Here is a 22,735-nt window from a genome sequence, read left to right as displayed (position 1 = left end):
GGACCGCCGTCTTCGTGTTTTCCGGTCCGGCCGGGTGACTCCTAGGAGTCGCCGCCCGCGTTGCCGGTGGTGCCGGCGTTGACGTTGAGCAGCCGGTACTTCTCGATCGCCTGGGCCGGGGCCTGCGCGTCGACCTCGCCGCGGCGGGCGAGCATCTGCAGCGAGCGGACCACGATCGAGTGCACGTCGTTCTTGAAGAAGCGGCGTGCCGCGGCGCGGGTGTCGGAGAAACCGAAGCCGTCGGCGCCGAGCGAGGCGAACTCGTTCGGGACGAACTGCCGGATCTGGTCCGGGACGGCCTTCATGTAGTCCGAGACGGCGACGATCGGGCCGGTGGCGCCGGCGAGCTGTTCGGTGACGAACGGCACGCGGGCCGGCTGGCCGGGGTTGAGGAAGGCCTCTTCCTCGGCGGCCATGGCGTCGCGGCGCAGCTCGGTCCAGGACGTGACGGACCAGACGTCGGCGGAAACGCCCCAGTCCTCGGCCAGCACACGCTGGGCCTCAAGGGCCCACGGCACGGACACGCCGGAGGCGAGGATCTGCGTGCGGGGGCCGTCGATCTTGGCCGGCGCCAGCAGGTAGATGCCCTTGACGATGCCCTCGACATCAAGCTCGGCGGGGGCCGCCGGCTGCGAGATCGGCTCGTTGTAAACCGTCAGGTAGTACATGACGTTCCGGGACGGGTCGTTATCCGCAGGGCCGGGGCCGTACATCCGGTTCAGGCCGTCACGCATGATGACGCCGATCTCGTAGCCGTAGGCGGGGTCGTACGTGACGACAGCCGGGTTGGTGGCGGCGAGGATCGGGGAGTGGCCGTCGGCGTGCTGCAGGCCTTCGCCGGTCAGCGTGGTGCGGCCGGCGGTGGCGCCGATGATGAACCCGCGGGTCATCTGGTCGGCGGCGGCCCAGAAGGAGTCGCCGGTGCGCTGGAAGCCGAACATCGAGTAGAAGACGTAGATCGGGATCAGCGGCTCGCCGTGGGTGGCGTAGGAGGTGCCGGCGGCGGTGAAGGCCGCGACCGAACCTGCCTCGTTGATGCCGGCGTGCACGATCTGGCCGGCGATCGACTCCTTGTACGCGAGGACCAGGTCGCGGTCCACGGACAAGTAGTTCTGGCCGTTCGGGTTGTAGATCTTCGCGGTCGGGAAGAACGCGTCGATGCCGAAGGTGCGGGCCTCGTCCGGGATGATCGGCACGATCCGGGAACCGAATTCCTTGTCCCGCATCAGGTCCTTCAGCAGACGGACGAACGCCATGGTGGTGGCGGCCAGCTGCTTGCCGGAGCCGCGGTTGGCGACCTCGTACGCCTTGTCGCCCGGCAGGGTGACGTCGGTGTGCTTGGACCGGCGCTCGGGCACGAAACCGCCCAGGGCCTGGCGGCGCTCCATCAGGTACTTGATCTCCGGAGAGTCGGCACCCGGGTGGTAGTACGGCGGCTGGTACGGGTCGGCCTCGAGCTGCTCGTCCGTGATCGGGATGCGCAGGTGGTCGCGGAAGGCCTTCAGGTCCGCCAGGGTGAGCTTCTTCATCTGGTGGGTCGCGTTGCGGCCCTCGAAGTGGGTGCCCAGGCCGTAGCCCTTGACCGTGTGGGCCAGGATGACCGTCGGCTTGCCCTTGAACTCGGTGGCGGCCTTGTACGCGGCGTAGACCTTGTTGTAGTCGTGGCCGCCGCGCTTGAGGTTCCAGATTTCCTGGTCCGTCATGTCCGCGACCATGTCCTTGGTCCGCGGGGTCTTGCCGAAGAAGTGCTCGCGGACGAAGCCGCCGGACTCGGCCTTGTAGGTCTGGTAGTCGCCGTCGACCGTCTCGTTCATGATCTTCACGAGCGAGCCGTCGTCGTCTTTGGCGAGCAGGTTGTCCCACTCGCGGCCCCAGACGACCTTGATGACGTTCCAGCCGGCGCCGCGGAAGAAGGCCTCGAGTTCCTGCATGATCTTGCCGTTGCCGCGGACCGGGCCGTCGAGGCGCTGCAGGTTGCAGTTGATGACGAAGTTGAGGTTGTCCAGCTTGTCGTTCGCGGCGAGCTGGAGCAGGCCGCGGGATTCCGGCTCATCCATTTCGCCGTCGCCCAGGAACGCCCATACCTGCTGGTCGGAGGTGTCCTTGATGCCGCGGTTGTGCAGGTAGCGGTTCGACTGTGCCTGGTAGATGGCGTTCATCGGGCCGATGCCCATGGAGACGGTGGGGAACTCCCAGAACTCCGGCATCAGGCGCGGGTGCGGGTAGCTGGAGAGCGCGTGGCCCTCCTTGGACTTCTCCTGGCGGAAGCCGTCGAGGTCTTCCTCGCTCAGCCGGCCCTCAAGGAAGGCGCGGGCGTACATGCCGGGGGAGGCGTGGCCCTGGAAGAAGACCTGGTCGCCGCCGCCCGGGTGGTCCTTGCCGCGGAAGAAGTGGTTGAAGCCGACCTCGTAGAGGGTCGCGGCACCGGCGTAGGTGGAAATGTGGCCGCCGACGCCGATTTCGGGCCGCTGCGAGCGGTGCACCATGATCGCGGCGTTCCAGCGCAACCAGGCGCGGTACTTGCGTTCGATTTCCTCATCGCCGGGGAACGGGGCTTCCTGGTCCACCGGGATGGTGTTGACGTAGTCCGTGGTGGTCACCATCGGCACGCCCACGCTTTGGGCGCCGGCCCGCTGAAGCAGGCTGCGCATGATGTACTGGGCACGCTCCGTGCCCTGTTCCTGAATCAGGGTGTCCAGGGACTCCAGCCATTCGGCGGTCTCTTCCGGATCACGATCAGGCAGCTGGTTAGTCAACCCGCTGAGGATATGGGAGGTATCTTCTCCTGCAGCCACGTCCAACCTCTCTTTGAGCGCATTCACCGGCACCCTCAGCTCCGGGCAGGGTGACTGCCTGGCGTGAACGCGACGTGTGCGACATATCGGTAACAGCAGCCCGGTCCTGTACGCCGGGCTTGGTCCAATCACAACCAGGCCTGACAGTGGGAGCGGTCGGTTGTCCGCGCAGGCATGGTCGTCATCAGCCACTCTAGCCTTGCGCGTCCGCGGATGCGTAGCCGCCGCCGCCCCGGTGTGACGCAGAATATGGCGGATCGCGGGGCCCGCAGCTTGAAGCGGACGCACAAAGGGTGTTGGCTTGGAGTAATGGAAATCACTAGCACCAAGGAATGTGTCACTATCGGACACAGCGGGCTTTCTGCCGGCAGGCACCAACAGACGCACCAACAGCATAGGAGCAGCACGTGAGCGAGGCCGACGCCGCCACTTCGGTAAATGTGGCGGAAAGATTGGGTTTCAAGAACGGGGATCTGATTCAGGAGTTCGGTTACGACGACGACGTCGACTTCGACTTGCGTGATGACATCGAGGACCTCACCGGGTCCGAGATCTTCGACGAGGACGACCACGAGGTGGTCGACGCGGCCATCCTCTGGTGGCGCGACGGTGACGGTGACCTGGTGGACACGCTGGTGGACTCCCTGACCTCCCTGACGGACGGCGGTGTGGTCTGGGTGCTGACCCCGAAGAAGGGCCGCACCGGCTATGTCTCGCCCTCGGAACTGCAGGAAGCGGCGCCCACCGCCGGCCTGCACTGCACCACCTCCGCCGGGGTCTCCCAGGACTGGAGCGCCACCCGGCTGGTGACCCGGAAGAACAAGTGACCGGTTCCGCGCCGGTGCAGGCTCCCGCCCCGCAGTCCGGCACCGTGCCCTCCGTCGGGCAGCCGGCCCCGGACTTCGAGTTGGTCAACCAGTTCGGCGAGCCGGTCCGGCTCTCCGAACTGCGGGGCCGCACCGTGGTGCTGGTGTTCTTCCCGTTCGCCTTCTCCGGCATTTGCACGGGCGAACTGTGCGAACTGCGGGACAACCTGGCTGTCTTCGAGGACGCCGACGCCGTGGTGTTGGGCATCTCGGTGGACAGCAAGTTCGCCCAGCGCGCCTACGCCGAGAAGGAGGGCTACAGCTTCGACCTGCTGGCGGACTTCTGGCCGCACGGAGCGGTGGCGGAGCGGTACGGGGTGTTCGACCCGGAGAGCGGCATGGCCCTGCGCGGGACGTTCATCATCGACGCAGCCGGCACTGTCCGGTACGTCGTGGTCAATCCCCGGGGCCAGGCGCGTGACTTCGCCGGTTACCGGGCGGCCCTCGCGGAACTGTCCGGCGGTTCCCCCGCCCCCTCCACGGACCCGTCCTACAGCCGGGGACCGGAAACGGCATGAGGCAGCGGCGGCCCGGGGTGGGGATGACGGGATTTGCGAGCCTGCCCCCCGTCACGCCCGTGGAGCCGGCCCGCAACGAACTTGAGGTCCTGCAGGAGATCCACGGGGTCCTCGCGGGGAAACGCTTCGCGTTGCTCACCGGCGCCGGTCTCAGTACCGACTCGGGCATCCCCGACTACCGCGGCCCCGGTGCGGCGCCGCGCGCGCCCATGACGTACCAGGAGTTCATCGGCTCGCCGGATAACCGGCAGCGCTACTGGGCCCGGAACCACATCGGCTGGTCCCATCTCCGCCGGGCCGACCCCAACGACGGCCACACGGCCGTGGCCCGGATGGAGCGGCGCGGGCTGCTCACGGGCCTGATCACCCAGAACGTTGACCGGCTGCACGAGGATGCCGGCAGCCGGAACGTCGTGGACCTGCACGGCCGCTTCGACCGGGTGGTGTGCCTGGCCTGCGGCCGCAGCTACAGCCGGACCCTGCTGGCCGGGGTGCTGGAGGAACTCAACCCCGGATTCCTCGACGCCGCCCTCGCCGGCGGCGTGGTGGAAGCCGCTCCGGACGCGGACGCCACCGTGGAGGACGAGGCGCTGATCAGCGAGTTCGTCGTCGCGAACTGCCCGGCCTGCGGCGGCACCCTGAAACCCGACTTCGTCTACTTCGGCGAGAACGTGCCCAAGGACCGGGTGGAGCGTTCCTACGCCATGGTGGACTCCGCCGGCGCGCTGCTGGTGGCTGGTTCCTCGCTGACCGTGATGAGCGGGCTGCGCTTCGTCCGCCACGCCGTCAAGCAGGGCAAGGAGGTCGTGATCATCAACCGCGGCCAGACCCGCGGCGACGACCTGGCGACCATCAAGCTGGAGGCCGGCGTCAGCGAGTCCCTGACCTGGCTCGAGGCCGAGCTCCCCGCCCTCTGACCCGGCGCTCCGCGACCGCACCGATTGGCGCAGGAGCCCGCGTTTCGGGTAAGGTCAATGTTCGTTGGTTGACGTGCCGAGGCGCGGAAACCGGCGTGATGGGTCTTTAGCTCAGCTGGTAGAGCGCCACGTTTACACCGTGGATGTCATCGGTTCGATCCCGGTAGGACCCACCATCATGAACCCCGTCGCGGGAGCCGAAAGGCAGCCGCGGCGGGGTTTTTCTTTGCCTGCGGCCCGGCCCGGGGGACCGGTGGAGGTCAGGCCGTAAACCACGGCGGCCGGTCCCGGATAAATGTCGGTGCCTGGCCATAGCGTCAGCGGCATGGAACACGTACTCGTCACAGCCGGCCCGGACGGGCGCCCCCACACCGTGATCCGCGGCGGCCGGGAATGGATCATCGGCGCGGACCCGGTCCGCTGGTTCGAGCGGGTGAGCTGGTGGGAGGCCGAGCGGCGGATGCCGCGGGGCCTCGGCCGGGTGGACGTGGAAGTCTGGCAGGTCCAGGCGCGGCTGGGCCGCAATGCCGGATCGGCGCTGACCACCATGGAAGTGATCCGCGACGGCCTCGGCGGCGGGTGGCGGCTCAGGGACCTGGTGGCCGACGCGGCGTGAGGCCCTGTTCCGGGCCGAATTCCGGGCATTGGAAAAGCCCTCCACCGCGGCTATTGGGGGATGCCGCGGTGGAGGGCTTGAGAAAAAGATACCGGAAATGAGACGAAATGTGAAACTGAAAGCGGTTGAATTAGCCCAGTGTCGGGACTAATTCGCGGGGCCAGTCACCGGCCCCGGATCAGGCCGGCCGGACGGGGACGAAAACCCGGGGCTGGTCCCGCCAGCTCGGCTCCATGTCCGCGATGGTCTCGCGCATGATCTTGTCCGAGGCCTCCCGCGCCGCCGGCCCGTTGCCGGTGGCGATGGCCTCCGCGACATCCACGTGCCACTGCAGCGCGTAGGTCTGCGGATGGTCGGGCATGAGCCCGTGCATGGTCCGCCCGGTCAGCGTTTCCGCCACCTGCCCCACAAGGTTGGCGAACATCTCGTTCCCGGACCCCGTGAGCAGCAGCGAATGGAACCTGATGTCGAGGTCCAGGAACCTCGGGACGTCCCCGGCCACGCCCGCTTCCCGCATGGCGTGGGAGATTTCCACCAGCTCGCTGCGGATGTCATCGGGTGCGTTGGCCGCGGCCAGCTCGGCTGCGACGGGTTCCACCGCCGTGCGCAGCTCCGCGAGCGAGCGGAGCTGGGCGCCCCGGCCCTCACCGGCCAGGCGCCACCGGATCACGGACGGGTCGAAGGGGTTCCAGCGGTTGGCCGGCAGCACCCGGATTCCCACCCGCTTGATGGTCTCGACCAGGCCGAGGGACTGCAGCACCCGGACCGCCTCGCGGACCACGGAGCGGGAGACCTTGAGTTCGTCCTCCAGGTGCTCGGCGAGCATCACATGGCCGGTCGGGAGCTCGCCCCTGACAATCCGGGTTCCCAGATGCTCGATGGCTTGATGGTGGAGGCTGGTCGACATAGTCGTAAGCATAGTGGCGTGCCCGTCACAGGAGCCGCGAACGGGCGCGGTCCCGGCCGAAAATCATAGACTGTCTAGGAGGCGCCGTCTTCGGCCAGCCAACTGCACTCGTTGCACCCAAAGAATTGGAGATTTGATGTCAGCACACATCGGTGTCACCGGCCTTGCGGTGATGGGGGCAAACCTCGCCCGCAACCTCGCCCGTAACGGCTTCACGGTCGCCCTCCACAACCGCTCGGTGGAAAAGACCGACGCGCTCCTCGAAAAGCACGGCTCCGAGGGCGACTTCGTCCGGACTGAAACGCTGCAGGAACTCGTCGACTCGCTGGAGAAGCCCCGCCGCGTCCTGATCATGGTCAAGGCCGGCAAGCCGGTCGACTCCGTCATCGAACAGCTCGAGCCGCTGCTCGAACCCGGCGACATCATCATCGATGCCGGCAACTCGCACTATGAGGACACCCGCCGCCGCGAGGCCGCGCTCGCCAAGAAGGACCTGCACTTCGTCGGCATCGGCGTCTCCGGCGGCGAGGAGGGTGCCCTCAACGGACCCTCGATCATGCCCGGCGGCTCCAAGGAGTCCTACGAGGCCCTTGGCCCGCTCCTGGAGAAGATCTCCGCCCACGTGGACGGCCAGCCCTGCTGCGCCTGGATCGGCACCGACGGCGCCGGCCACTTCGTCAAGATGGTCCACAACGGCATCGAGTACGCCGACATGCAGGTCATCGGCGAGGCCTTCGACCTGCTCCGCTCCGGCGCGGGCATCGAACCGGCCGAGCAGTCCAAGATCTTCGCCGAATGGAACAAGGGCGACCTTGCCTCCTTCCTGATTGAAATCTCCGCCGAGGTCTTGGGCCACGTCGACGCCAAAACCGGCAAGCCGTTCGTCGACGTCGTAGTGGACGCCGCCGGCCAGAAGGGCACCGGCCGCTGGACGGTCATCTCCGCCCTGGAGCTGGGATCCCCGGTCTCCGGGATCGCCGAGTCCGTCTTCGCCCGGGCGCTGTCTTCCCAGGCCGGCCAGCGGAAGCTGGCCCAGGAGCTGCTCGCCGGGGGAGAGGCCGACGTCGACGTCCCCGAGACCTTTGTGGAGGACGTGCGCCAGGCGCTCTACGCCTCCAAGCTGGTCTCCTACGCGCAGGGCCTGGACATGCTCACCTCCGCCGCGAAGGAATACGGCTGGGAGCTGAAGCTGGACGAGATCGCCTCCCTGTGGCGGGGCGGCTGCATCATCCGCGCCGAACTGCTCAAGGACATCACCAAGGCGTACTCCGCCGATGAGAAGCCGGCCAACCTGCTCTTCGCCCCCGCGTTCACCGCCGCGATCGCCGACGCCCTGCCGGCGTGGCGCCGCGTGGTGGCCACCGCGGTGCAGCTGGGCATCCCGGTGCCGGTGTTCTCCTCCTCGCTGGCCTACTACGACGGCCTGCGCCGCAAGCGCCTGCCGGCCGCCGTGATCCAGGGCCAGCGCGACCTGTTCGGCGCCCACACCTACGGGCGCGTCGACGCCGAGGGCACGTTCCACACCCTGTGGGGCGAGGACAAGTCCGAGGTTGAGGCCGTGGACACCCACTAGCGCTTAAACGGCTGCGGCCGCCGTCCCGGGAGTCCGGGGCGGCGGCCGCAGTGGTTTAACCCTAGATGCGGTATTCGATCAGGTACTCGGCCGGGTCGACGGCCTTCTTGGTCTCGCGCTGGGCGTCGCGGTGCCGCCAGGTGGCGGGCACACCGGTCAGGATCGATTCGGCCGGGGCGTCCTTGACCACGACGGCGTTCGCGCCAATGGCGCTGTCCCGGCCGATGGTGATAGGGCCCAGGACCTTGGCGCCGGCGCCGATCACGACACGGTCCTCGATGGTGGGGTGCCGCTTGATCTTCGCCAGCGAGCGACCACCGAGGGTGACGCCGTGGTAGATCATCACGTCTTCGCCGATTTCCGCCGTCTCGCCAATCACCACGCCCATGCCGTGGTCAATGAAGAACCGCCGGCCGATCGTGGCGCCCGGATGGATCTCGATGCCGGTCATGAACCGGGCCAGTTGGGAGATCAGCCGCGCCGGGAACCGCAGCGACGGGTTCTGCCACAAGCGGTGGGTGAGCCGGTGGGCCCAGATTGCGTGCAGCCCCGAGTAGGCGAAGAAGTTTTCGAAAGAGCCTCGCGCCGCCGGGTCGTGGGACCGGGCGGTGTCGAGGTCTTCCTTGAGTCGTGCGAAAAAGCCCACAAAATTCTTTCTGAGAATGCGGCCGCGTTAGGGTCAGCCGCGGATGTCGTCGTACAGCACGGTGGAGATGTAGCGCTCCCCGAAATCGCAGACCACGGCAACGATCAGCTTACCGGCGTTCTCCGGCCGCTTGGCCAGTTCCAGCGCGGCCCAGACGATCGCACCGGAGGAGATGCCGCCGAGGATGCCTTCCTTGACGCCGAGGTCCCGGGCCACCCGGACGGAGTCCTCGAGGGAGGCGTCGATGACCTCGTCGTAGATGGTGGTGTCGAGGATCTCGGGGACGAAGTTCGCGCCCAGGCCCTGGATCTTGTGCGGGCCGGGGGCGCCGCCGTTGAGGATGGGGGAGTCCTTGGGTTCGACGGCGACGATCTGTACGCCGGGCTTGCGCTCCTTGAGGACCTGGCCGACGCCGGTGACGGTTCCGCCGGTGCCGACGCCGGCGACGAAGATGTCCACCTTGCCGTCGGTGTCCTCCCAGACCTCCTCGGCCGTGGTGCGGCGGTGGACGGCGGGGTTGGCCTCGTTGGCGAACTGCTGGGCCCAGATGGAGTTCTCGGTGTTGGCGACGATCTCCTGCGCCTTTTCGACGGCGCCGCGCATGCCCTCGGAACCTGGCGTCAGGACGATCTCGGCACCGTAGGCGCGCAGCATGACGCGGCGCTCGGTGGACATGGTCTCCGGCATGGTGAGGATGACCTTGTAGCCGCGGGCCGCGCCGACCATGGCCAGGGCGATGCCGGTGTTGCCGGAGGTGCCCTCGACGATCGTGCCGCCGGGCTTGAGGGCGCCGGACTTCTCCGCGGCGTCGATGATGGCGACGCCGATCCGGTCCTTGACGCTGTTGGCCGGGTTGTAGAACTCCAGCTTCACGGCCACGGTTGCGTCCAGGCCCTCGGACAGCCGGTTCAGGCGGACCAGCGGGGTGCCGCCGACAAGCTGGGTTACGTCGTCATAGATTCGTGCCATGGGGAAATGTGCCTATCTGTGAGGAGGGAATTCTAGGGTCAGCTTATTGAGGGCGCGAGAAGCCCGGCTAAGCATTAAGCCATGCGGAGTAATATTTCCTTGCCTTCGCCAGCTTCGGGTTGATAATCACCTGGCAGTAGCCCTGGTCCGGGTTCTTCGCGAAGTAGTCCTGGTGGAAATCCTCCGCCACGTGGAAGACCGGCAGCCGGCTGACCTCGGTGACGATCGGGTTGGCCCACAGCTCCTGGTTCCGCTCGATCGCCTCCTCGAACAGGATCTTCTCCTCCGTGGTCTCGTAGAACATGGACGAGCGGTACTGCGTGCCGACGTCGTACCCCTGCCGGTTCAGCGTGGTGGGATCGTGCAGGGCGAAGAACATGTCCAGGATGACCTCCGCCGGGATGACGGATTCGTCGAAGCTGACCGCTACCACTTCCGCGTGGCCGGTGGTCCCGGAGCAGACCGAGTAGTAGTCGGGGTTTCGGTCGTGACCGCCGGTGTAGCCCGAGACCACCGAGGTCACGCCCCGGGTCTTCTGGTACACGGCGTCCAGGCACCAGAAGCAGCCGCCACCCAGCACAAAGGTCCGTTCGCTGCTGCCGTTCACGACGTCGGTGTCCACGCGTTCTCCTGTCTTGGTTTCCTGCATGCTGTTCCTTTCGGCCCGTGCGGGATCGTCCGTACGGGATCCTCCTTGTTCAATGGATGAACCGTCCGGATCATTCCCGCCGGGGCGTCCCGGACGGTCAATAGGGTAAGAATGTGGGTATGGAACCAGAGGACACGGACGCTTCAGCCCCGCCCGCCGGCCACGCCCCGGACGATGCCGCTCCCATGGGAAGCACCGGGAACACCCCTGACATAGCAGGAACCGCCGACGCCGGGACAGCCCGCCGCGAGGGCAGCGATGAGACCGCCGATGCCGGGGACAACGGCGCCACCCTCGGCGCCGTCCAGGTGGCCGTCGAGGAACTCTGGCCCGAATCCCTGGCCGAAGGCTGGGACGAGGTGGGCCTGGTGGCCGGACACCCGTCCGCGCCGGTTACCCGCGTGCTCTTCGCCGTCGACCCCACCCTCGAAGTGATCGAGGAGGCCGTGGAGTGGGGAGCGGAACTGCTCATCACCCACCACCCGCTGCTGCTCAAGGGCGTGACCTCGGTGGCGGCCAACACGCCCAAGGGCCGGGCGGTGCACCGCCTGATCGAAACCGGTACCGCGCTGCTGACCGTGCACACCAACGGCGACTCCGCCGTGGGAGGTGTCTCCGACGTGCTGGCTGACGCGCTCGGCCTGCAGGACGTCCAGCCCCTGACCCAGGCGGCGAACGGGCTCCCCGAGGAAGGCATCGGACGGGTCGGCGACCTCGCCGACGTCGAGACCCTGGGTGACTTCGCCGCCCGTGTCTTCGGCATCCTCCCCGCGGTCGCCGGCGGTGTCCGCGTCTCCGGCGACCGCGACGGCCTGGTGCGCCGGGTGGCGGTCTGCGGCGGGGCCGGCGACTCGCTCTTCGATCAGGTGCGGGCCAGCAACGCCGACGTCTATGTCACCGCCGACCTGCGCCACCACCCTGCCTCCGAGGCCCGCGAGGCCGCACTCAACGACCGCCCCTACCTGATCGATGTCTCGCACTTCGCCAGCGAATGGCTCTGGCTGCCGGCGGCGGCCGAGGCGTTGGGCAACGTTCTGGCGGACCAGGGCCACGACGTCGAGATCCGGGTCAGCACCACCAACAGCGATCCGTGGGACTTCATCCTCACACCCGGCTGAACCCGGCTGGCCCCGGCCTGCCCCCCGTTTGCGGGGAGCCCCGGGTGAGCGCAGGGCATGCCACGCGCTAGAGTCGAGGGAGCGCCGTTCAGGTGCCCGGCACGGCCGGACGATAGACACTCGGAGGAAACAGTGGCCAAGGCAGCCCCGGCGGAACAGATGAAGTTACTCGAGCTGCAGGCGCTCGACGCGAAACTGAAGTCACTCTCCAACCGCCGCCGCAGCCTCGAAGGCGACTCCCGCATCACCGACCTGGAGTCCGCCCTGGGCGTGGCCAACGGTGAGCTCGGCGCGGCGAAGGTGGCCGTCGCCGACGCGGAACTGGAGCTTAAGCGCGCCGAGGCCGACGTCGAGCAGGTGGCCTCCCGGATCGCCCGCGACGAGGCCCGGCTGAACAGCGGAACGGGCCTCTCCAAGGACCTGGTGGCGCTGCAGAAGGACATCGCGTCCCTGAATAAGCGCCGCTCGGACCTGGAAGACGTGGAGCTCGAGGTCCTGGAGCGGCTGGATGCGCTGCGCCTGCGCCAGGCCGAGCAGCAGCAGATCGTCGACGACATCCAGGGCTCGTTCGCCGGCATCCGCGCCGAGATCGACGAGAAACTCGCCGAGGTCGCGGCGGAACACACCGCGGTCCGCGGGCAGCGCGCAGAGTTCGCGGCCGGACTGGACGAGGGCATGCTGGCGGTCTACGAAAAGACCCTGGCCAAGCGCGGCGTCGGTGCCGCCCGGCTGTTCCACGGCACCTCGGAGGGTTCCGGCATGCAGTTGAGCCCCGGCGACCTCGCCGAAATCAAGGCCGCCGCGGAGGACGATATCGTCTTCTGCCCGGACTCCGGCTGCATCCTGGTGCGCTCCGCCGAATGGGCCTGACCGGAGCCTAGCCCGGCAGGATCAGGTTCAGCGTGTGCGGCTTCCGGGCCGTACCGGGGACCAGTTCCGCCGGCCACTTCTCGGCCGCCGCCTTCTGCAGCTGCGCGGGGGTCTGCGGGGCCCTGCCGCGCCGGGTCAGTAGGTGCCGGGCCAGCTCGCCGCGGGTGTGCTTGGCGAAGTGGCTGACCACCTTGCGCACCCCGTTGACCTCGGTGAACACATTCACGGCAACGGTACGCTCCGGCGGCGGGGCCCAGGCGGCCGCGTAGGTGCTGGAGCGGCAATCCACCAGGAGCTCGCCGTCGGTCTCCCCGGCCAAAGCTGCGGTGATCTGCGGTTTCCAGTAGGAGGCCAGGCGCCCGATCCCTGGGAGAGCCGTGCCCATCGAGAGCCGGTAGGCCGGCACCCTGTCGCCGAACCGGATGGCACCCCAGAGCGCGGAGACCACCAGGACGGACGCGTCCGCCTTCTTCCGCTGCGCCGGGGTCAGCGATGAGTAGCCCAGGGCGTCGTACAGCACCCCGGAGTAGACCTGGTGGGCTGGCGCGGCGGGCTCGGCGTGCAGCCTGGTGTTGCGTTCGACGTCGGCGCTCAGCGAGGCTCCTACACCCAGCAGTGACAAGGCGTCCTCGTGCGCACTGACCGTGCCGAGGGCCTCCAGCACCTGCGCCCGCCCGTCGTTCAGGTCGGGAAAACTCAGCGACGAGGGGTCGACGGCGTCGCCGCGGCTTGCGGGGGTCTTACCCTCGGAGGGCGGGAGCAGAATCAGCACCGTACGATCCTACCGGCGCAGCTCCGGCATCCGGCGCCCGTCCCCATGACGGCTGCCGGGCCTCGTGAAGGTGGTGGCGCGCCTAGCTGGGCGGGGGAGGGGCCGGCGGCGTAGCTGCCGTCCGGGCGGCGGCCGCCGCGGCCTGGTTCTCCCGGGCGAGGAAGGCCGAGAGCTCTCCGATGGTGCTCATGAGAGGTGCCGGGAAGACGACCGTGGAGTTCTTGTCCACCGCGATCTCCACCAGAGACTGCAGGTTCCGCAGCTGCAGGGCGAGCGGGTGCTCCATCATCATGTCCGAGGCCTCGCCGAGGGCCGCGGCCGCGATCGATTCGCCCTCGGCGGCGATGATCTTGGCCCGCTTCTCCCGCTCCGCCTCGGCCTGCCGGGCCATGGCCCGCTTCATGCTTTCGGGCAGCTGGATGTCCTTGAGCTCCACCAGGGTCACCTCGACGCCCCATTCCAGGGTCAGGGCGTCCAGGATCTCCCGGATATCCCCGTTGATGCGCTCGGTCTCGGAGAGCGTTTGGTCCAGGCTGTGCCGTCCCACCACCTTACGGAGCGTGGTCTGGGCGATCTGGTTGATGGCGGCGGCGACGTTCTCGATCGCGACGACGGACTTCACGGCGTCGATGACGCGGTAATAGGCGACGGCGGAGATATCCACGCTGACGTTGTCCTGGGTGATGATCCCCTGGGACTGGATGGGCATGGTCACGATCCGGAGGCTGACCAGCTGCAGCCGGTCGACGACCGGGATGATGAAGCGCAGCCCCGGCATCCGCACGCCGATTACCCGGCCCAGGCGGAAGAGAACGCCGTGTTCGTACTGACGGACGATCCTGATCGAGGAACGGGCGGCGATCAGCACGAGGACGGCGACGATCAGCCATATGACGACGGCGGTGAAGTCCATCCGGATCGCTTCCTTGGACGGTGGGGTGCCTGTTTCCATTCTCCCACCGGCCGGGGCGGAAGGATCCGGGGCAAATGGCCCGCCGGCCAGACCGTAGAATGGTCAACGGATGGGTTGACCAGGCGGCCGCGCGTCACGCAAGTGGCTCGAGGAACGTCCGGGCTCCGCAGGGCAGGGTGGTGGGTAACGCCCACTCGGGGTAACCCGCAGGCCAGTGCCACAGAGAACAGACCGCCCGGGGCGGCGCCGTGTTTGCACGGTACCGTGGCCGGGTAAGGGTGAAACGGTGGTGTAAGAGACCACCAGCTTCCCGGGTGACCGGGAAGGCTAGGTAAACCCCACCCGGAGCAAGGCCAGACAGGACACGTTTGAGGGCTGCCCGCCCGAGTGTCCGGGTAGGCTGCTGGAGGGCGTCGGCAACGGCGTTCGTAGATGGATGGCCGCTATTCCCGTGCCGGCAACGGCCCGGGACCACAGAACCCGGCGTATCGGTCAACCCATCCCACGACTTAGAGCAGGACAACGGCTGAGGGCCGGCACCATGCTGAAGTGGTCCCCGAAAGTTGGACTCACAATAAGGTGAGCTTATACGTAGCGGCCTCTTGAAGGGTTCTCGAGGAAGCCTTCGTTCCAGACGGGACGGAGCCTTCCTTCGCAATCAGCGCCCTAGGAAGTCAAGAGCAGCTCGGCGGGAATGGTAAAAACCCATGCCGACGTCCCTCATGAGGAAGTCTACGAATGTGGAAGGAGCGGCGGTTGAACGGTAATCCGGTGAGGTCCCACGGAGAAGCCGGAGCGCTGGTCTTCGGGCCTCTTTGAACCTAGAATTCGGGCACCGGTCAGCGGCGAACCAGGAGGATGAGCATGGAGGCTCTACTGTTTGGTTTAGTCGGGCTGGCAATGGGTCTATTTTGCTTAGCCATCTCCGGCCCCTTGGCCAAACTGGCGACGAACTGGAACATCTTCATTCGTCAAGATGCAGACGTTCTTGAGGCTTATAGAAGCATGAAGCTCCGCAAGATACGACTGGTCGCAAAGAGCTTCATGGTTCTTGGTGGCGTTTTTGTTATCGCGGGGCTTATAGGTTGGAGCCTTGGGAATCGTTAGCCAAGCAGCCGGGATTTGACGAACCTACTACCGTCTCTGCCCGCAATACCCGCCGGTCTGGACTATGCCGTCCTCCTAGCTAGGAGGGCCGTTGCCATGTTGGAAGCACGGTATGCCACAGGGCTTAGGCCCTCGAGCGTCGTTGAGATTCTTTCGGTGTTGTACCAGTGGATGTATTCGCTTAGCGCTGATGCCAGTGCGTCGGTGTTGAAGAATTGGACGCGGTGGAAGAGCTCTTCTTTGAGGTGTCCGAAGAAGTTCTCCATGACAGCGTTGTCGTAGCAGTTGGCTCTGCGGGACATGGATTGAATCGCGCCGGCGTTTTGCAGAAGTTCGCGCCAGGAGGGGGGTTGGTATTGGAACCCCTGATCGGAGTGCACGAGTGGTTTCTGATCGTCCTCAAGGGCAGCCAGGGCGCGCCGTAGCGAGGAGTTTGTAAGTTCCAGATTCGGCGAGATTCCGATGGCGTAGGAGATAATCGACCGGTCGAAGAGGTCCATCACCGCGGATAGGTAGAGTTTCCTGTCGCCCACGCTGAACTCGGTCACAACCGTCACCCACTTCTGGTTCGGTGCATCTGCTTGGAACTGGCGTTTCAACAGGTTCGGGGCAATTGCGCCTTGCTCGCCCTGATAGGAGTTGTAGCGCTTCTTTCGTCGAACCTTGCAGACCAGCCGCAGCGCACGCATCAGCTTCAGCACCGTCTTCTTCGCGACCGTCCATCCTCGTTTGATCAGCTCGATATGGACACGGCGGTGCCCGTATCGGGCGTGGCTCTTCTCAAAGATGCTCGTGACCGCGGCTTTGAGGTCTGCTTGCGGGTCAGGGGCGAGGAGTCGAGCTTGGTGGTAGAAGAACGTGGACCGAGGCAGCCCGGCAACGTCCAGAAGAACTTCCAACCGGTGTTCGGCCTTGAGAGCGATCACAGCGCTGACTTTTAGCGCTGTTCCTCGTCCCTCAAGGCGTTTACTTTTCCCAGGAAGGCCACCTCGGCCCGCAACCGCTCGTTCTCGCGGCGCAGCCGCTGCAGCTCCGACTCCGGCTCGTCCGGATCCTGCGGAGACGCGAATGGTCGTCCGGGTGGTTTAGGGCGTAAACCGTCTTCGCCGTCATTGCGGTATTTCCGTACCCACTTCTTGATCAGATCCGGTGAAGCGAGTTCGAGCTCCTGGGCCAGGGATATCTGGCTCTCCCCGGCCAGGAAACGACGGACCGCATCGAGTTTGAACTCAGACGTGAACTTCCGATGGGTTGATTTGGTCACTAGCGCCGCACCTCCGCGAAGTCTCCAACGGGTATGAATGCGGATGACAGCCTTCGAATCGACCCCGACCCTCGTCGCCGCTGCCTTCGCGCCCCACCCCGCCTCGAACAACGCTACAGCGGCCTCACGCTGTTCCTCAGATAAAGAACTACTCTCCTGCATAGAACTGCTCCCCGATAGAAGGACCGATTTCTCAGTCCAACTTTCGGGGAGCAGTTCATGCGGTGCCGGCCCTCAGCCGTTGGTGGAGGTGCAGGTCAGGCCTTGCGTTTGATCCAGCCCCACACTGCGGTGGCGACCAGGAGGACCAGGCCGATGATGGCCAACCACAGCAGGCCCTTCACCACGAAGCCAAGGATCGAGAGGATGAGCCAGATGACAAGAAGTGCAACGATGAGTCCCATGCCGCCATCCTAGGCCAGTGGTGCCGGGAAACCCTGGCAATCCGATGTGAGTGATTTCACCCTGTACCGGCCGGTAGGGGGAGGGGGTCCGCCCTAGAATGGAGCGTGAACGTAGAGGTTCAGCCATCGGGTCTGCGTTCGCAGCCGGTGGCTTTTTCTTTGCGGTCACGCGCTCGCCGGGGTGGACCGAATCCCCGCAGCGAGAAGGTTCCGGAGACCCGCCGGCGGCCGACTTCCGCACACGAGGACGTATGCGGTGGATTTTAGGAAGGTAGTTCTGTGAGCCAGACGTCAGATTCTTGTCTTGATACGTGGATGGGCCGGGAGGCGCTCGCCGAGGCCATGATTCCGGTGATCGGCCGGCTGTACCGCGAAAACAATGTGGTGACCTCCATTCACGGCCGGAGCCTGATCAACAAGTCCACCATGAACATCCTGAAGGCGCACCGCTTCGCCCGCCGGATGAGCAAAGAGGAACTCCGCCTCGAGGAGACCGCCCCGCTGCTGGACGCGCTCACCAAGCTGGACCTCGGCGCCGCGGCCATCGACATCGCCCGCCTGACCGAGAAGTACCGCGCCGAGGGCGACGGCGTCAGCCTGGATGAGTTCCTCCGCGAAGAACTCGCTGAGGTTGTCGGCAAGCGCGGCGGCGATGACCGCACCAGCACCGACGTCGTGCTCTACGGCTTTGGCCGCATCGGACGCCTCCTGGCCCGCCTCCTGATCGAGAAGGCCGGCGGCGGCCACGGCCTGCGCCTGCGCGCGATCGTGGTGCGCCGGGGCTCGGACAACGACCTCGCCAAGCGCGCCAGCCTGCTGCGGCGTGACTCCGTCCACGGCTCCTTCGAAGGCACCATCAAGGTTGACCTCGAGAACGACACCATCACCGCCAACGGTGTGCAGATCCAGGTCATCTACTCGGACAACCCCGCCACCGTCGACTACACCGCCTACGGCATCCACGACGCGCTGGTGGTCGACAACACCGGCCGCTGGCGCGACGCCGAGGGCCTCTCCCAGCACCTGCAGAGCAGGGGCGTGTCCCGGGTCCTGCTCACCGCACCGGGCAAGGGCGACCTGAAGAACATCGTGCACGGCATCAACCACGCCGCGATCACCGACGAGGACAAGATCGTCACCGCCGCGTCCTGCACCACTAACGCCATCACCCCGGTGCTGAAGGCCATCAATGACCGCTACGGCGTCATCCACGGCCACGTGGAGACCGTCCACTCCTTCACCAACGACCAGAACCTGATCGACAACTTCCACAAGGGCGACCGGCGCGGACGCTCCGCTGCGCTGAACATGGTCATCACCGAGACCGGTGCCGCCAAGGCCGTCGCCAAGGCCCTCCCCGAACTCCAGGGCAAGCTCACCGGCAACGCCATCCGCGTCCCCACCCCGGACGTCTCGATGGCCATCCTGAACCTGAACCTCGAGAACGGCACCACCAAGGACGAGGTCAACGACTACCTGCGCGAGATGTCGCTGCACTCCGAGCTGCGCAAGCAGATCGACTACATCGACTCGCCCGAGGTGGTCTCCACCGACTTCGTCGGCTCCCGCCGCGCCGGCATCGTGGACGGCCTCGCCACGATCTCCAACGACAAGAACCTCGTCCTCTACGTCTGGTACGACAACGAGTTCGGCTACAGCTGCCAGGTGGTCCGGGTCATGGAGGAAATGGCCGGGGTCAACCCGCCGTCGTTCCCCGCCAAGGACGCCGTCGCCACCCTTGAGGCCGCGGGCCTGCCCGTCGAGGTCGGCTAAGTCACCGACACGGAGCGCTTTCCCGGCCGGTTCTCTGGAAACGGCCGGGAAAGCGAACCACAATGGGAGCCATGGAACAGAACCAGGCTACGGAGCACGAAACCACCCTTGAACACGCCCTCGATGTGGCCCGGCGCAATGCCAAGGAAGCCAAGCGGCTCCTCGACGACGCCCGCGCCAAACGTGAAGCCGGAGAGATCGACGACGCCCGGGTCGCCCAGCTGGAGGCCCTGTCGAACCTCGCGGAGGAGGACCTCCGCCGCGTCACCCGCGAACAGTAGCCCCGCGGCCCCGCCCTTCTGGTAAGACCCTGACCCTCCCTCCACACTGTGCATAACCGCGGTCCGGGGCGGGCAGCGGCCTAGGCTTTTCCCGTGATGGAGAACCAGCACCCGGCAGCGGATCCCGCGGAGACCGCGTGAGCGTCACGTGGGCGCAGTACCGGAGGGCACGACGGCGGTCCCGCCAAGCGTGGATTGTCCTGGCGGCCGCCGCGCTGGCCTTTCTCCTGACGCTGGTCTGGTTCTTTGCCGACGGCCAGTTCCGCCTCGGCGGCGGGTTCTCCGACGGGCCTACGGACGCCCCGGTGCTGGCGGCGTGGATGAGTCCCGTCGCTGCGGTGCGGGCGGTGCCGGCGGGCCGGGTCGCGGACCTGCTGGAGTCGCTGCCGGTCAGGGCCCGGGATCCCGCCGCCAACTACGACCGGGCGGCGTTCGGACAGGCGTGGCTCGACGTCGACCGGAACGGCTGCGATACCCGTAACGACATCCTCCGGCGGGACCTCGCCGACGCCCGTTTTACGGACGGGTCCCGCTGCCGGGTCGGTTCCGGCAGTTTCCGGGAGCCCTATACCGGCCGGCAGACAGCCTTCCGGCGTGGGGCCGAGTCCAGCAAGGCCATCCAGATCGACCACGTCGTGGCGCTCGGCGACGCGTGGCAGACCGGCGCGCAGCAGCTCACGGCCCTGCAGCGCACACACCTCGCCAACGACCCGCTGAACCTGGTTGCTGCGGACGGCCCTGCCAACCAGGACAAAAGCTCCTCGGACGCCGCCGGCTGGCTCCCGCCCAACAAGGCCTTCCGCTGCCACTACGTCGCCCGCCAGGTCTCGGTGAAGGCGGCCTACGCCCTGTGGGTGACGGCGGCGGAAAAGGAGGCGATGCGGCGGGTGCTCGGAAGCTGCCCGGATCAATCGACCATCAGGCCAGGCTGAACTCCTGCCGGGCCAGTTCGGCTTCCAGCCGCTCGACGTCGTCCCGGTGGCAGAGCTCGGTGGCCGGGGTGGTGACCGTTGCGCTGCCCGCCGCGACGGCGGAGCGGAACGCGGCGGCGCTGTCCAGCCCTTGCGCCAGCCGCAGGACGAATGCCGCGAGGAAGCTGTCTCCGGCACCGACCGTGCTGCGGACCTCCACTTTCGGGACGGCCAGGCGCAGCGTGCCCGCCGTGGAGGCGAGCACCGCGCCGGCCGCGCCGAGGGTCAGGGCCACGTTCTCGGCGGAGCCGTCCGCCACCAGCGTGGCGGCGGCGTCGAGTTCTGCCTGCTCGTCCTTCAAAGTGGTCCCGAAGTGCAGGCCCAGCTCCCGCCGGCTGGGCTTGACCAGGAAGACGCCCTCGGCCAGGGCGGCGGCCAGAGCCGGACCGGAGGCGTCCACCACGCAGCGGGCGCCCTGCTCCCGGGCCAGGCGGGCGATCCGGGCGTAGAAGTCCTCGGGCACGCCGGGTGGCAGGCTGCCGCTGGCCACCACGTAGCCGCCGGGCTGGATGGAATCGGCCACCAGCCCCAGGCAGAGGCGCCATTCGGGTTCGCTGAGCTCGGGGCCCTGGAGGACGAAGCGGAATTGCTCGCCGGTGCCGGTCTCGTCCACGGTGAAATCCTGCCGGGTGCTGCCCTGGAGCGGGACCACCAGGGCGGGCAGCCGCTCGGCCTCGACCAGTCGGCGGTAGGCCTCGCCGGTTGGCCCACCGGCGGTGTAGATGGCGAGGGGCCGGCCGCCGAGGCGCTGGACCACGCGGGCCACGTTGATGCCGCCGCCGCCGGGATCCAGGCGGCTCGGGCCGCAGCGCAGCTTATGGCCGCTGGTGACGTGCTCCGTGGTGGTGCTGACGTCCAGGGCCGGGTTGATGGTGAGGGTCAGGATGGGCTTCGCCGGGGCGGGCAGAGTGGCTTCCATGCTGCCAAGCATAGGAGCGGCGGCCGCCGGTGTCCCGGGTCGTCGCCGGTTAGTGCCCGAAGGGGTCCGGGTCCACGCCGGGCATCCAGGTCAGGCCCGGGACGCCCCAGCCGCTCTTCTTGGCCTGCTTCATCGCCTTGCGGGAGTACCGGTCGATCAGGCGGTTGACGTACAGCTTGCCGTCGAGGTGGTCGTATTCGTGCTGCATCACCCGGGCGAACCAGCCCGTCGCCTCGAACTCGATCGGGTTGCCCTCGCCGTCGAAGCCCTGCACCCGGGCCCATTCGGCACGCTTGAGCGGGTAGTGGCCGCCCGGGAAGGACAGGCAGCCTTCCTCTTCCTCGTCCGGGTCCGGCAGCGCCCCGGAGACTTTGGAGAGCGTGAGGACGGGGTTGACCACGACGCCGGAGGGCGGCGCGCCGTCGTCGTTCTCGTACTTGTAGACGAAGAGGCGCTTGCCGACCCCCACCTGCGGGGCGGCCAGTCCGACGCCGTTGGCGGCGTCGTTGGTTTCGAACATGTCCGCGATCAGGGTCCGCAGCTCGTCGTCGAAGACCTCGACCTCGGCGGCCCGGCGGTGCAGCACGGGTTCGCCCCAGATGGTGATGGGCAGGACAGTCATGGCGCGGAGCTTCCTTTGGTGCGGGGGAGGGAGAGGTGCGGGGGAGGGGACGGGTCAGCCGGCGATGCCGCGGCCGACGACGTCCCGCATGATCTCGTTGGTGCCGCCGAAGATGGTCAGCAGGCGGGCGGCGAGGAAGGCCTGCGCCACCGGGTATTCCATGATGTAGCCGTAGCCGCCGTGCAGCTGCAGGCAGCGGTCCGTGACGGACTTCGCCCGCTCGGAGGCCCACAGCTTCACCCGGGCGGCGGAGGACGCGTCGAGTTCCCCGGCGTTGAACACGGTGATGGCCCGGTCCACGTAGGACTCGGTGACCTCGACCTCGGTGAGGATGTCGGCGAGCTCGAAGCGGCTGTTCTGGAAATCGATGATCCGCTCGCCGAAGGCGTTGCGGTCCTTCGTGTACCGCACGGTCGCCTCGTACACGGCGCGGGCGACGGCGGAACCGGCGACGGCGATGCCCAGCCGGCCCTGCGGCAGCTGCCCGGCGCAGTACCGCAGCCCCTGGCCCTCCTCGCCGACGAGGTCGGCGTGCGGGACCCGGACATTGTCGAAGAAGAGCTCGGCGGTGTCGGAGGCCTTCAGGCCCATCTTGTCGAGCTGGTTTCCGGTGGTGTAACCCTCGCCCTTGCGGACCATGAAGAGCGAGAAGGACTCGGCGCCGCCGCGGCCGCTCCCGCCGTCGGTGCGGGCGAGGACCAGGGCGGCGTCGCCGGAGATGCCGTTTCCGATGAACGTCTTCTGGCCGGTGATCAGCCAGTCATCGCCGTCGCGGACGGCCTTCGTGCGGACGCCGCGGAGGTCGGAGCCCGCGCCCGGCTCGGTCCAGGCCACGGAGGTGACGGTCTCGCCGGAAACCATGCCGGGCAGCCAGCGCTGCTTCAAATCCTCCGAGCCGTAGGCCAGCAGATGCGGCAGGACCATGTCGTCGTGCAGGTGGAAGGCCAGGCCCACGGCGAGGTGGTTGCTCTTGGCGAATTCCTCATCCAGCACGGCGCGGAACCGGTAGTCGGTCATGCCGAGGCCGCCGAACTCCTCGGGGACGGCGAGCCCCAGCAGGCCCTGTTCCCCGGCGGCGGTCCACAGCTCCCGCGGCATCATGTGGTCCCGGTCCCACTGCGCGTAATGCGGGGCCACGGAACGGACGTTGAACTCGGCCGCCATTTCGCGGAACATCTCATGGTCTTCTTCGAAGAGCTGGCGCCTCATCGCGGTTCCTTCCATGCGTTTTCGGGACAAACAGCAAAGGCCGCACCGGATATCCG

At 67.3% G+C, this 22,735-nt stretch carries 24 protein-coding genes, 1 tRNA gene and 1 other RNA gene; 13 read left to right on the top strand and 13 right to left on the bottom strand.

What is annotated here, in order from left to right; translation table 11 throughout:
- Positions 1-41: 41 nt before the first annotated feature.
- The gene (aceE, locus tag AB0305_RS11595) at positions 42-2,795 is read right to left on the bottom strand and encodes a pyruvate dehydrogenase (acetyl-transferring), homodimeric type (protein ID WP_364135063.1); all 2,754 of its coding nucleotides are present in this window, start codon (positions 2,793-2,795) and stop codon (positions 42-44) included.
- Positions 2,796-3,202: 407 nt separating this feature from the next.
- On the opposite strand from aceE, the gene AB0305_RS11590 reads away from it, so the two are divergent.
- The 5 genes from AB0305_RS11590 to AB0305_RS11570 all read left to right on the top strand — a co-directional run bounded on the left by AB0305_RS11590 (position 3,203) and on the right by AB0305_RS11570 (position 5,712).
- The gene (locus AB0305_RS11590; RefSeq protein WP_290257565.1) at positions 3,203-3,622 is read left to right on the top strand and encodes a DUF3052 domain-containing protein; all 420 of its coding nucleotides are present in this window, start codon (positions 3,203-3,205) and stop codon (positions 3,620-3,622) included.
- On the top strand, positions 3,619-4,179 hold the full coding sequence (locus AB0305_RS11585) for a peroxiredoxin (RefSeq protein WP_364135066.1): 561 nt from the start codon (positions 3,619-3,621) through the stop codon (positions 4,177-4,179). Before AB0305_RS11590 ends, AB0305_RS11585 begins: the two co-directional genes overlap by 4 nt.
- Positions 4,176-5,096, top strand: coding sequence for an NAD-dependent protein deacetylase (locus tag AB0305_RS11580; protein WP_364135069.1), 921 nt, complete (start codon positions 4,176-4,178; stop codon positions 5,094-5,096). The genes AB0305_RS11585 and AB0305_RS11580 overlap by 4 nt, the downstream gene beginning before the upstream one ends.
- Positions 5,097-5,196: 100 nt before the next feature.
- A tRNA-Val gene (locus tag AB0305_RS11575) sits at positions 5,197-5,272 on the top strand.
- Positions 5,273-5,421: 149 nt separating this feature from the next.
- Positions 5,422-5,712 (top strand): hypothetical protein, encoded by a 291-nt coding sequence (locus AB0305_RS11570; protein WP_364135072.1) that lies wholly within the window; start codon positions 5,422-5,424, stop codon positions 5,710-5,712.
- 178 nt (positions 5,713-5,890) lie between these two features.
- On the opposite strand, the gene AB0305_RS11565 is transcribed toward AB0305_RS11570, so the two are convergent.
- The gene (locus tag AB0305_RS11565; protein ID WP_364135075.1) at positions 5,891-6,619 is read right to left on the bottom strand and encodes an FCD domain-containing protein; all 729 of its coding nucleotides are present in this window, start codon (positions 6,617-6,619) and stop codon (positions 5,891-5,893) included.
- Positions 6,620-6,755: 136 nt separating this feature from the next.
- Between AB0305_RS11565 and gndA the strand changes: the two genes are divergently transcribed.
- Positions 6,756-8,192 carry an NADP-dependent phosphogluconate dehydrogenase gene (gene gndA / locus AB0305_RS11560; protein ID WP_364135078.1) on the top strand — a complete coding sequence of 479 codons (1,437 nt, stop codon included), beginning with the start codon at positions 6,756-6,758 and terminating at the stop codon, positions 8,190-8,192.
- A gap of 61 nt (positions 8,193-8,253) precedes the next feature.
- On the opposite strand, the gene epsC is transcribed toward gndA, so the two are convergent.
- The 3 genes from epsC to msrA all read right to left on the bottom strand — a co-directional run bounded on the left by epsC (position 8,254) and on the right by msrA (position 10,456).
- Entirely contained in the window at positions 8,254-8,838 is a 585-nt protein-coding gene (epsC, locus tag AB0305_RS11555) for a serine O-acetyltransferase EpsC (protein ID WP_290257571.1), read from the bottom strand.
- Positions 8,839-8,871: 33 nt separating this feature from the next.
- Positions 8,872-9,807 carry a cysteine synthase A gene (gene cysK / locus AB0305_RS11550; protein ID WP_364135082.1) on the bottom strand — a complete coding sequence of 312 codons (936 nt, stop codon included), beginning with the start codon at positions 9,805-9,807 and terminating at the stop codon, positions 8,872-8,874.
- 67 nt (positions 9,808-9,874) lie between these two features.
- Entirely contained in the window at positions 9,875-10,456 is a 582-nt protein-coding gene (gene msrA / locus AB0305_RS11545) for a peptide-methionine (S)-S-oxide reductase MsrA (protein WP_290257574.1), read from the bottom strand.
- Between the two features lie 119 nt (positions 10,457-10,575).
- Between msrA and AB0305_RS11540 the strand changes: the two genes are divergently transcribed.
- Together AB0305_RS11540 and AB0305_RS11535 are read left to right on the top strand one after the other, a co-directional pair.
- On the top strand, positions 10,576-11,574 hold the full coding sequence (locus AB0305_RS11540; RefSeq protein ID WP_364135085.1) for a Nif3-like dinuclear metal center hexameric protein: 999 nt from the start codon (positions 10,576-10,578) through the stop codon (positions 11,572-11,574).
- A 132-nt stretch (positions 11,575-11,706) separates the two neighbouring features.
- Positions 11,707-12,444, top strand: a complete 738-nt coding sequence (locus tag AB0305_RS11535) for a C4-type zinc ribbon domain-containing protein (RefSeq protein WP_364135088.1) — start codon at positions 11,707-11,709, stop codon at positions 12,442-12,444.
- A 7-nt stretch (positions 12,445-12,451) separates the two neighbouring features.
- On the opposite strand, the gene AB0305_RS11530 is transcribed toward AB0305_RS11535, so the two are convergent.
- A complete protein-coding gene (locus AB0305_RS11530; RefSeq protein WP_364135091.1) occupies positions 12,452-13,216 on the bottom strand; it encodes a peroxide stress protein YaaA in 765 nt (254 codons plus the stop codon).
- 82 nt (positions 13,217-13,298) lie between these two features.
- Positions 13,299-14,129: a slipin family protein gene (locus AB0305_RS11525; RefSeq protein ID WP_290257879.1), complete on the bottom strand. Its 831-nt coding sequence runs from the start codon at positions 14,127-14,129 to the stop codon at positions 13,299-13,301.
- 110 nt (positions 14,130-14,239) lie between these two features.
- Between AB0305_RS11525 and rnpB the strand changes: the two genes are divergently transcribed.
- Both rnpB and AB0305_RS11515 read left to right on the top strand, forming a co-directional pair.
- Positions 14,240-14,633, top strand: an RNA gene (gene rnpB, locus AB0305_RS11520) — RNase P RNA component class A.
- A 360-nt stretch (positions 14,634-14,993) separates the two neighbouring features.
- Positions 14,994-15,236 carry a hypothetical protein gene (locus AB0305_RS11515; RefSeq protein ID WP_364135094.1) on the top strand — a complete coding sequence of 81 codons (243 nt, stop codon included), beginning with the start codon at positions 14,994-14,996 and terminating at the stop codon, positions 15,234-15,236.
- A gap of 62 nt (positions 15,237-15,298) precedes the next feature.
- On the opposite strand, the gene AB0305_RS11510 is transcribed toward AB0305_RS11515, so the two are convergent.
- The 3 genes from AB0305_RS11510 to AB0305_RS11500 form a co-directional block, all read right to left on the bottom strand.
- On the bottom strand, positions 15,299-16,162 hold the full coding sequence (locus AB0305_RS11510; protein ID WP_364135097.1) for an IS3 family transposase: 864 nt from the start codon (positions 16,160-16,162) through the stop codon (positions 15,299-15,301).
- An 11-nt stretch (positions 16,163-16,173) separates the two neighbouring features.
- Positions 16,174-16,500, bottom strand: coding sequence for a helix-turn-helix domain-containing protein (locus AB0305_RS11505; protein ID WP_364135099.1), 327 nt, complete (start codon positions 16,498-16,500; stop codon positions 16,174-16,176).
- Between the two features lie 257 nt (positions 16,501-16,757).
- On the bottom strand, positions 16,758-16,904 hold the full coding sequence (locus tag AB0305_RS11500; RefSeq protein WP_290257580.1) for a hypothetical protein: 147 nt from the start codon (positions 16,902-16,904) through the stop codon (positions 16,758-16,760).
- A gap of 279 nt (positions 16,905-17,183) precedes the next feature.
- Between AB0305_RS11500 and AB0305_RS11495 the strand changes: the two genes are divergently transcribed.
- The 3 genes from AB0305_RS11495 to AB0305_RS11485 all read left to right on the top strand — a co-directional run bounded on the left by AB0305_RS11495 (position 17,184) and on the right by AB0305_RS11485 (position 19,890).
- Positions 17,184-18,677, top strand: a complete 1,494-nt coding sequence (locus AB0305_RS11495) for a glyceraldehyde-3-phosphate dehydrogenase (protein WP_364135102.1) — start codon at positions 17,184-17,186, stop codon at positions 18,675-18,677.
- Positions 18,678-18,748: 71 nt separating this feature from the next.
- A complete protein-coding gene (locus AB0305_RS11490; RefSeq protein ID WP_290257583.1) occupies positions 18,749-18,958 on the top strand; it encodes a hypothetical protein in 210 nt (69 codons plus the stop codon).
- Positions 18,959-19,095: 137 nt separating this feature from the next.
- Positions 19,096-19,890: an HNH endonuclease family protein gene (locus AB0305_RS11485; protein ID WP_364135105.1), complete on the top strand. Its 795-nt coding sequence runs from the start codon at positions 19,096-19,098 to the stop codon at positions 19,888-19,890.
- Here the strand turns inward: AB0305_RS11485 and AB0305_RS11480 are convergent.
- The 3 genes from AB0305_RS11480 to AB0305_RS11470 are packed head-to-tail and all read right to left on the bottom strand — an operon-like array spanning position 19,877 to position 22,679.
- The gene (locus tag AB0305_RS11480; protein ID WP_364135108.1) at positions 19,877-20,848 is read right to left on the bottom strand and encodes a 1-phosphofructokinase family hexose kinase; all 972 of its coding nucleotides are present in this window, start codon (positions 20,846-20,848) and stop codon (positions 19,877-19,879) included. The genes AB0305_RS11485 and AB0305_RS11480 overlap by 14 nt on opposite strands.
- A 49-nt stretch (positions 20,849-20,897) precedes the next feature.
- On the bottom strand, positions 20,898-21,470 hold the full coding sequence (gene def, locus AB0305_RS11475; protein ID WP_364135111.1) for a peptide deformylase: 573 nt from the start codon (positions 21,468-21,470) through the stop codon (positions 20,898-20,900).
- 54 nt (positions 21,471-21,524) lie between these two features.
- A complete protein-coding gene (locus AB0305_RS11470) occupies positions 21,525-22,679 on the bottom strand; it encodes an acyl-CoA dehydrogenase family protein (protein ID WP_364135114.1) in 1,155 nt (384 codons plus the stop codon).
- Positions 22,680-22,735 lie beyond the last annotated feature (56 nt).

It is taken from the genome of Arthrobacter sp. NPDC080086 (assembly GCF_040702285.1).
Note: the sequence above shows the minus strand (reverse complement) of the source record. Positions and strands in the feature narration are given on the sequence as shown.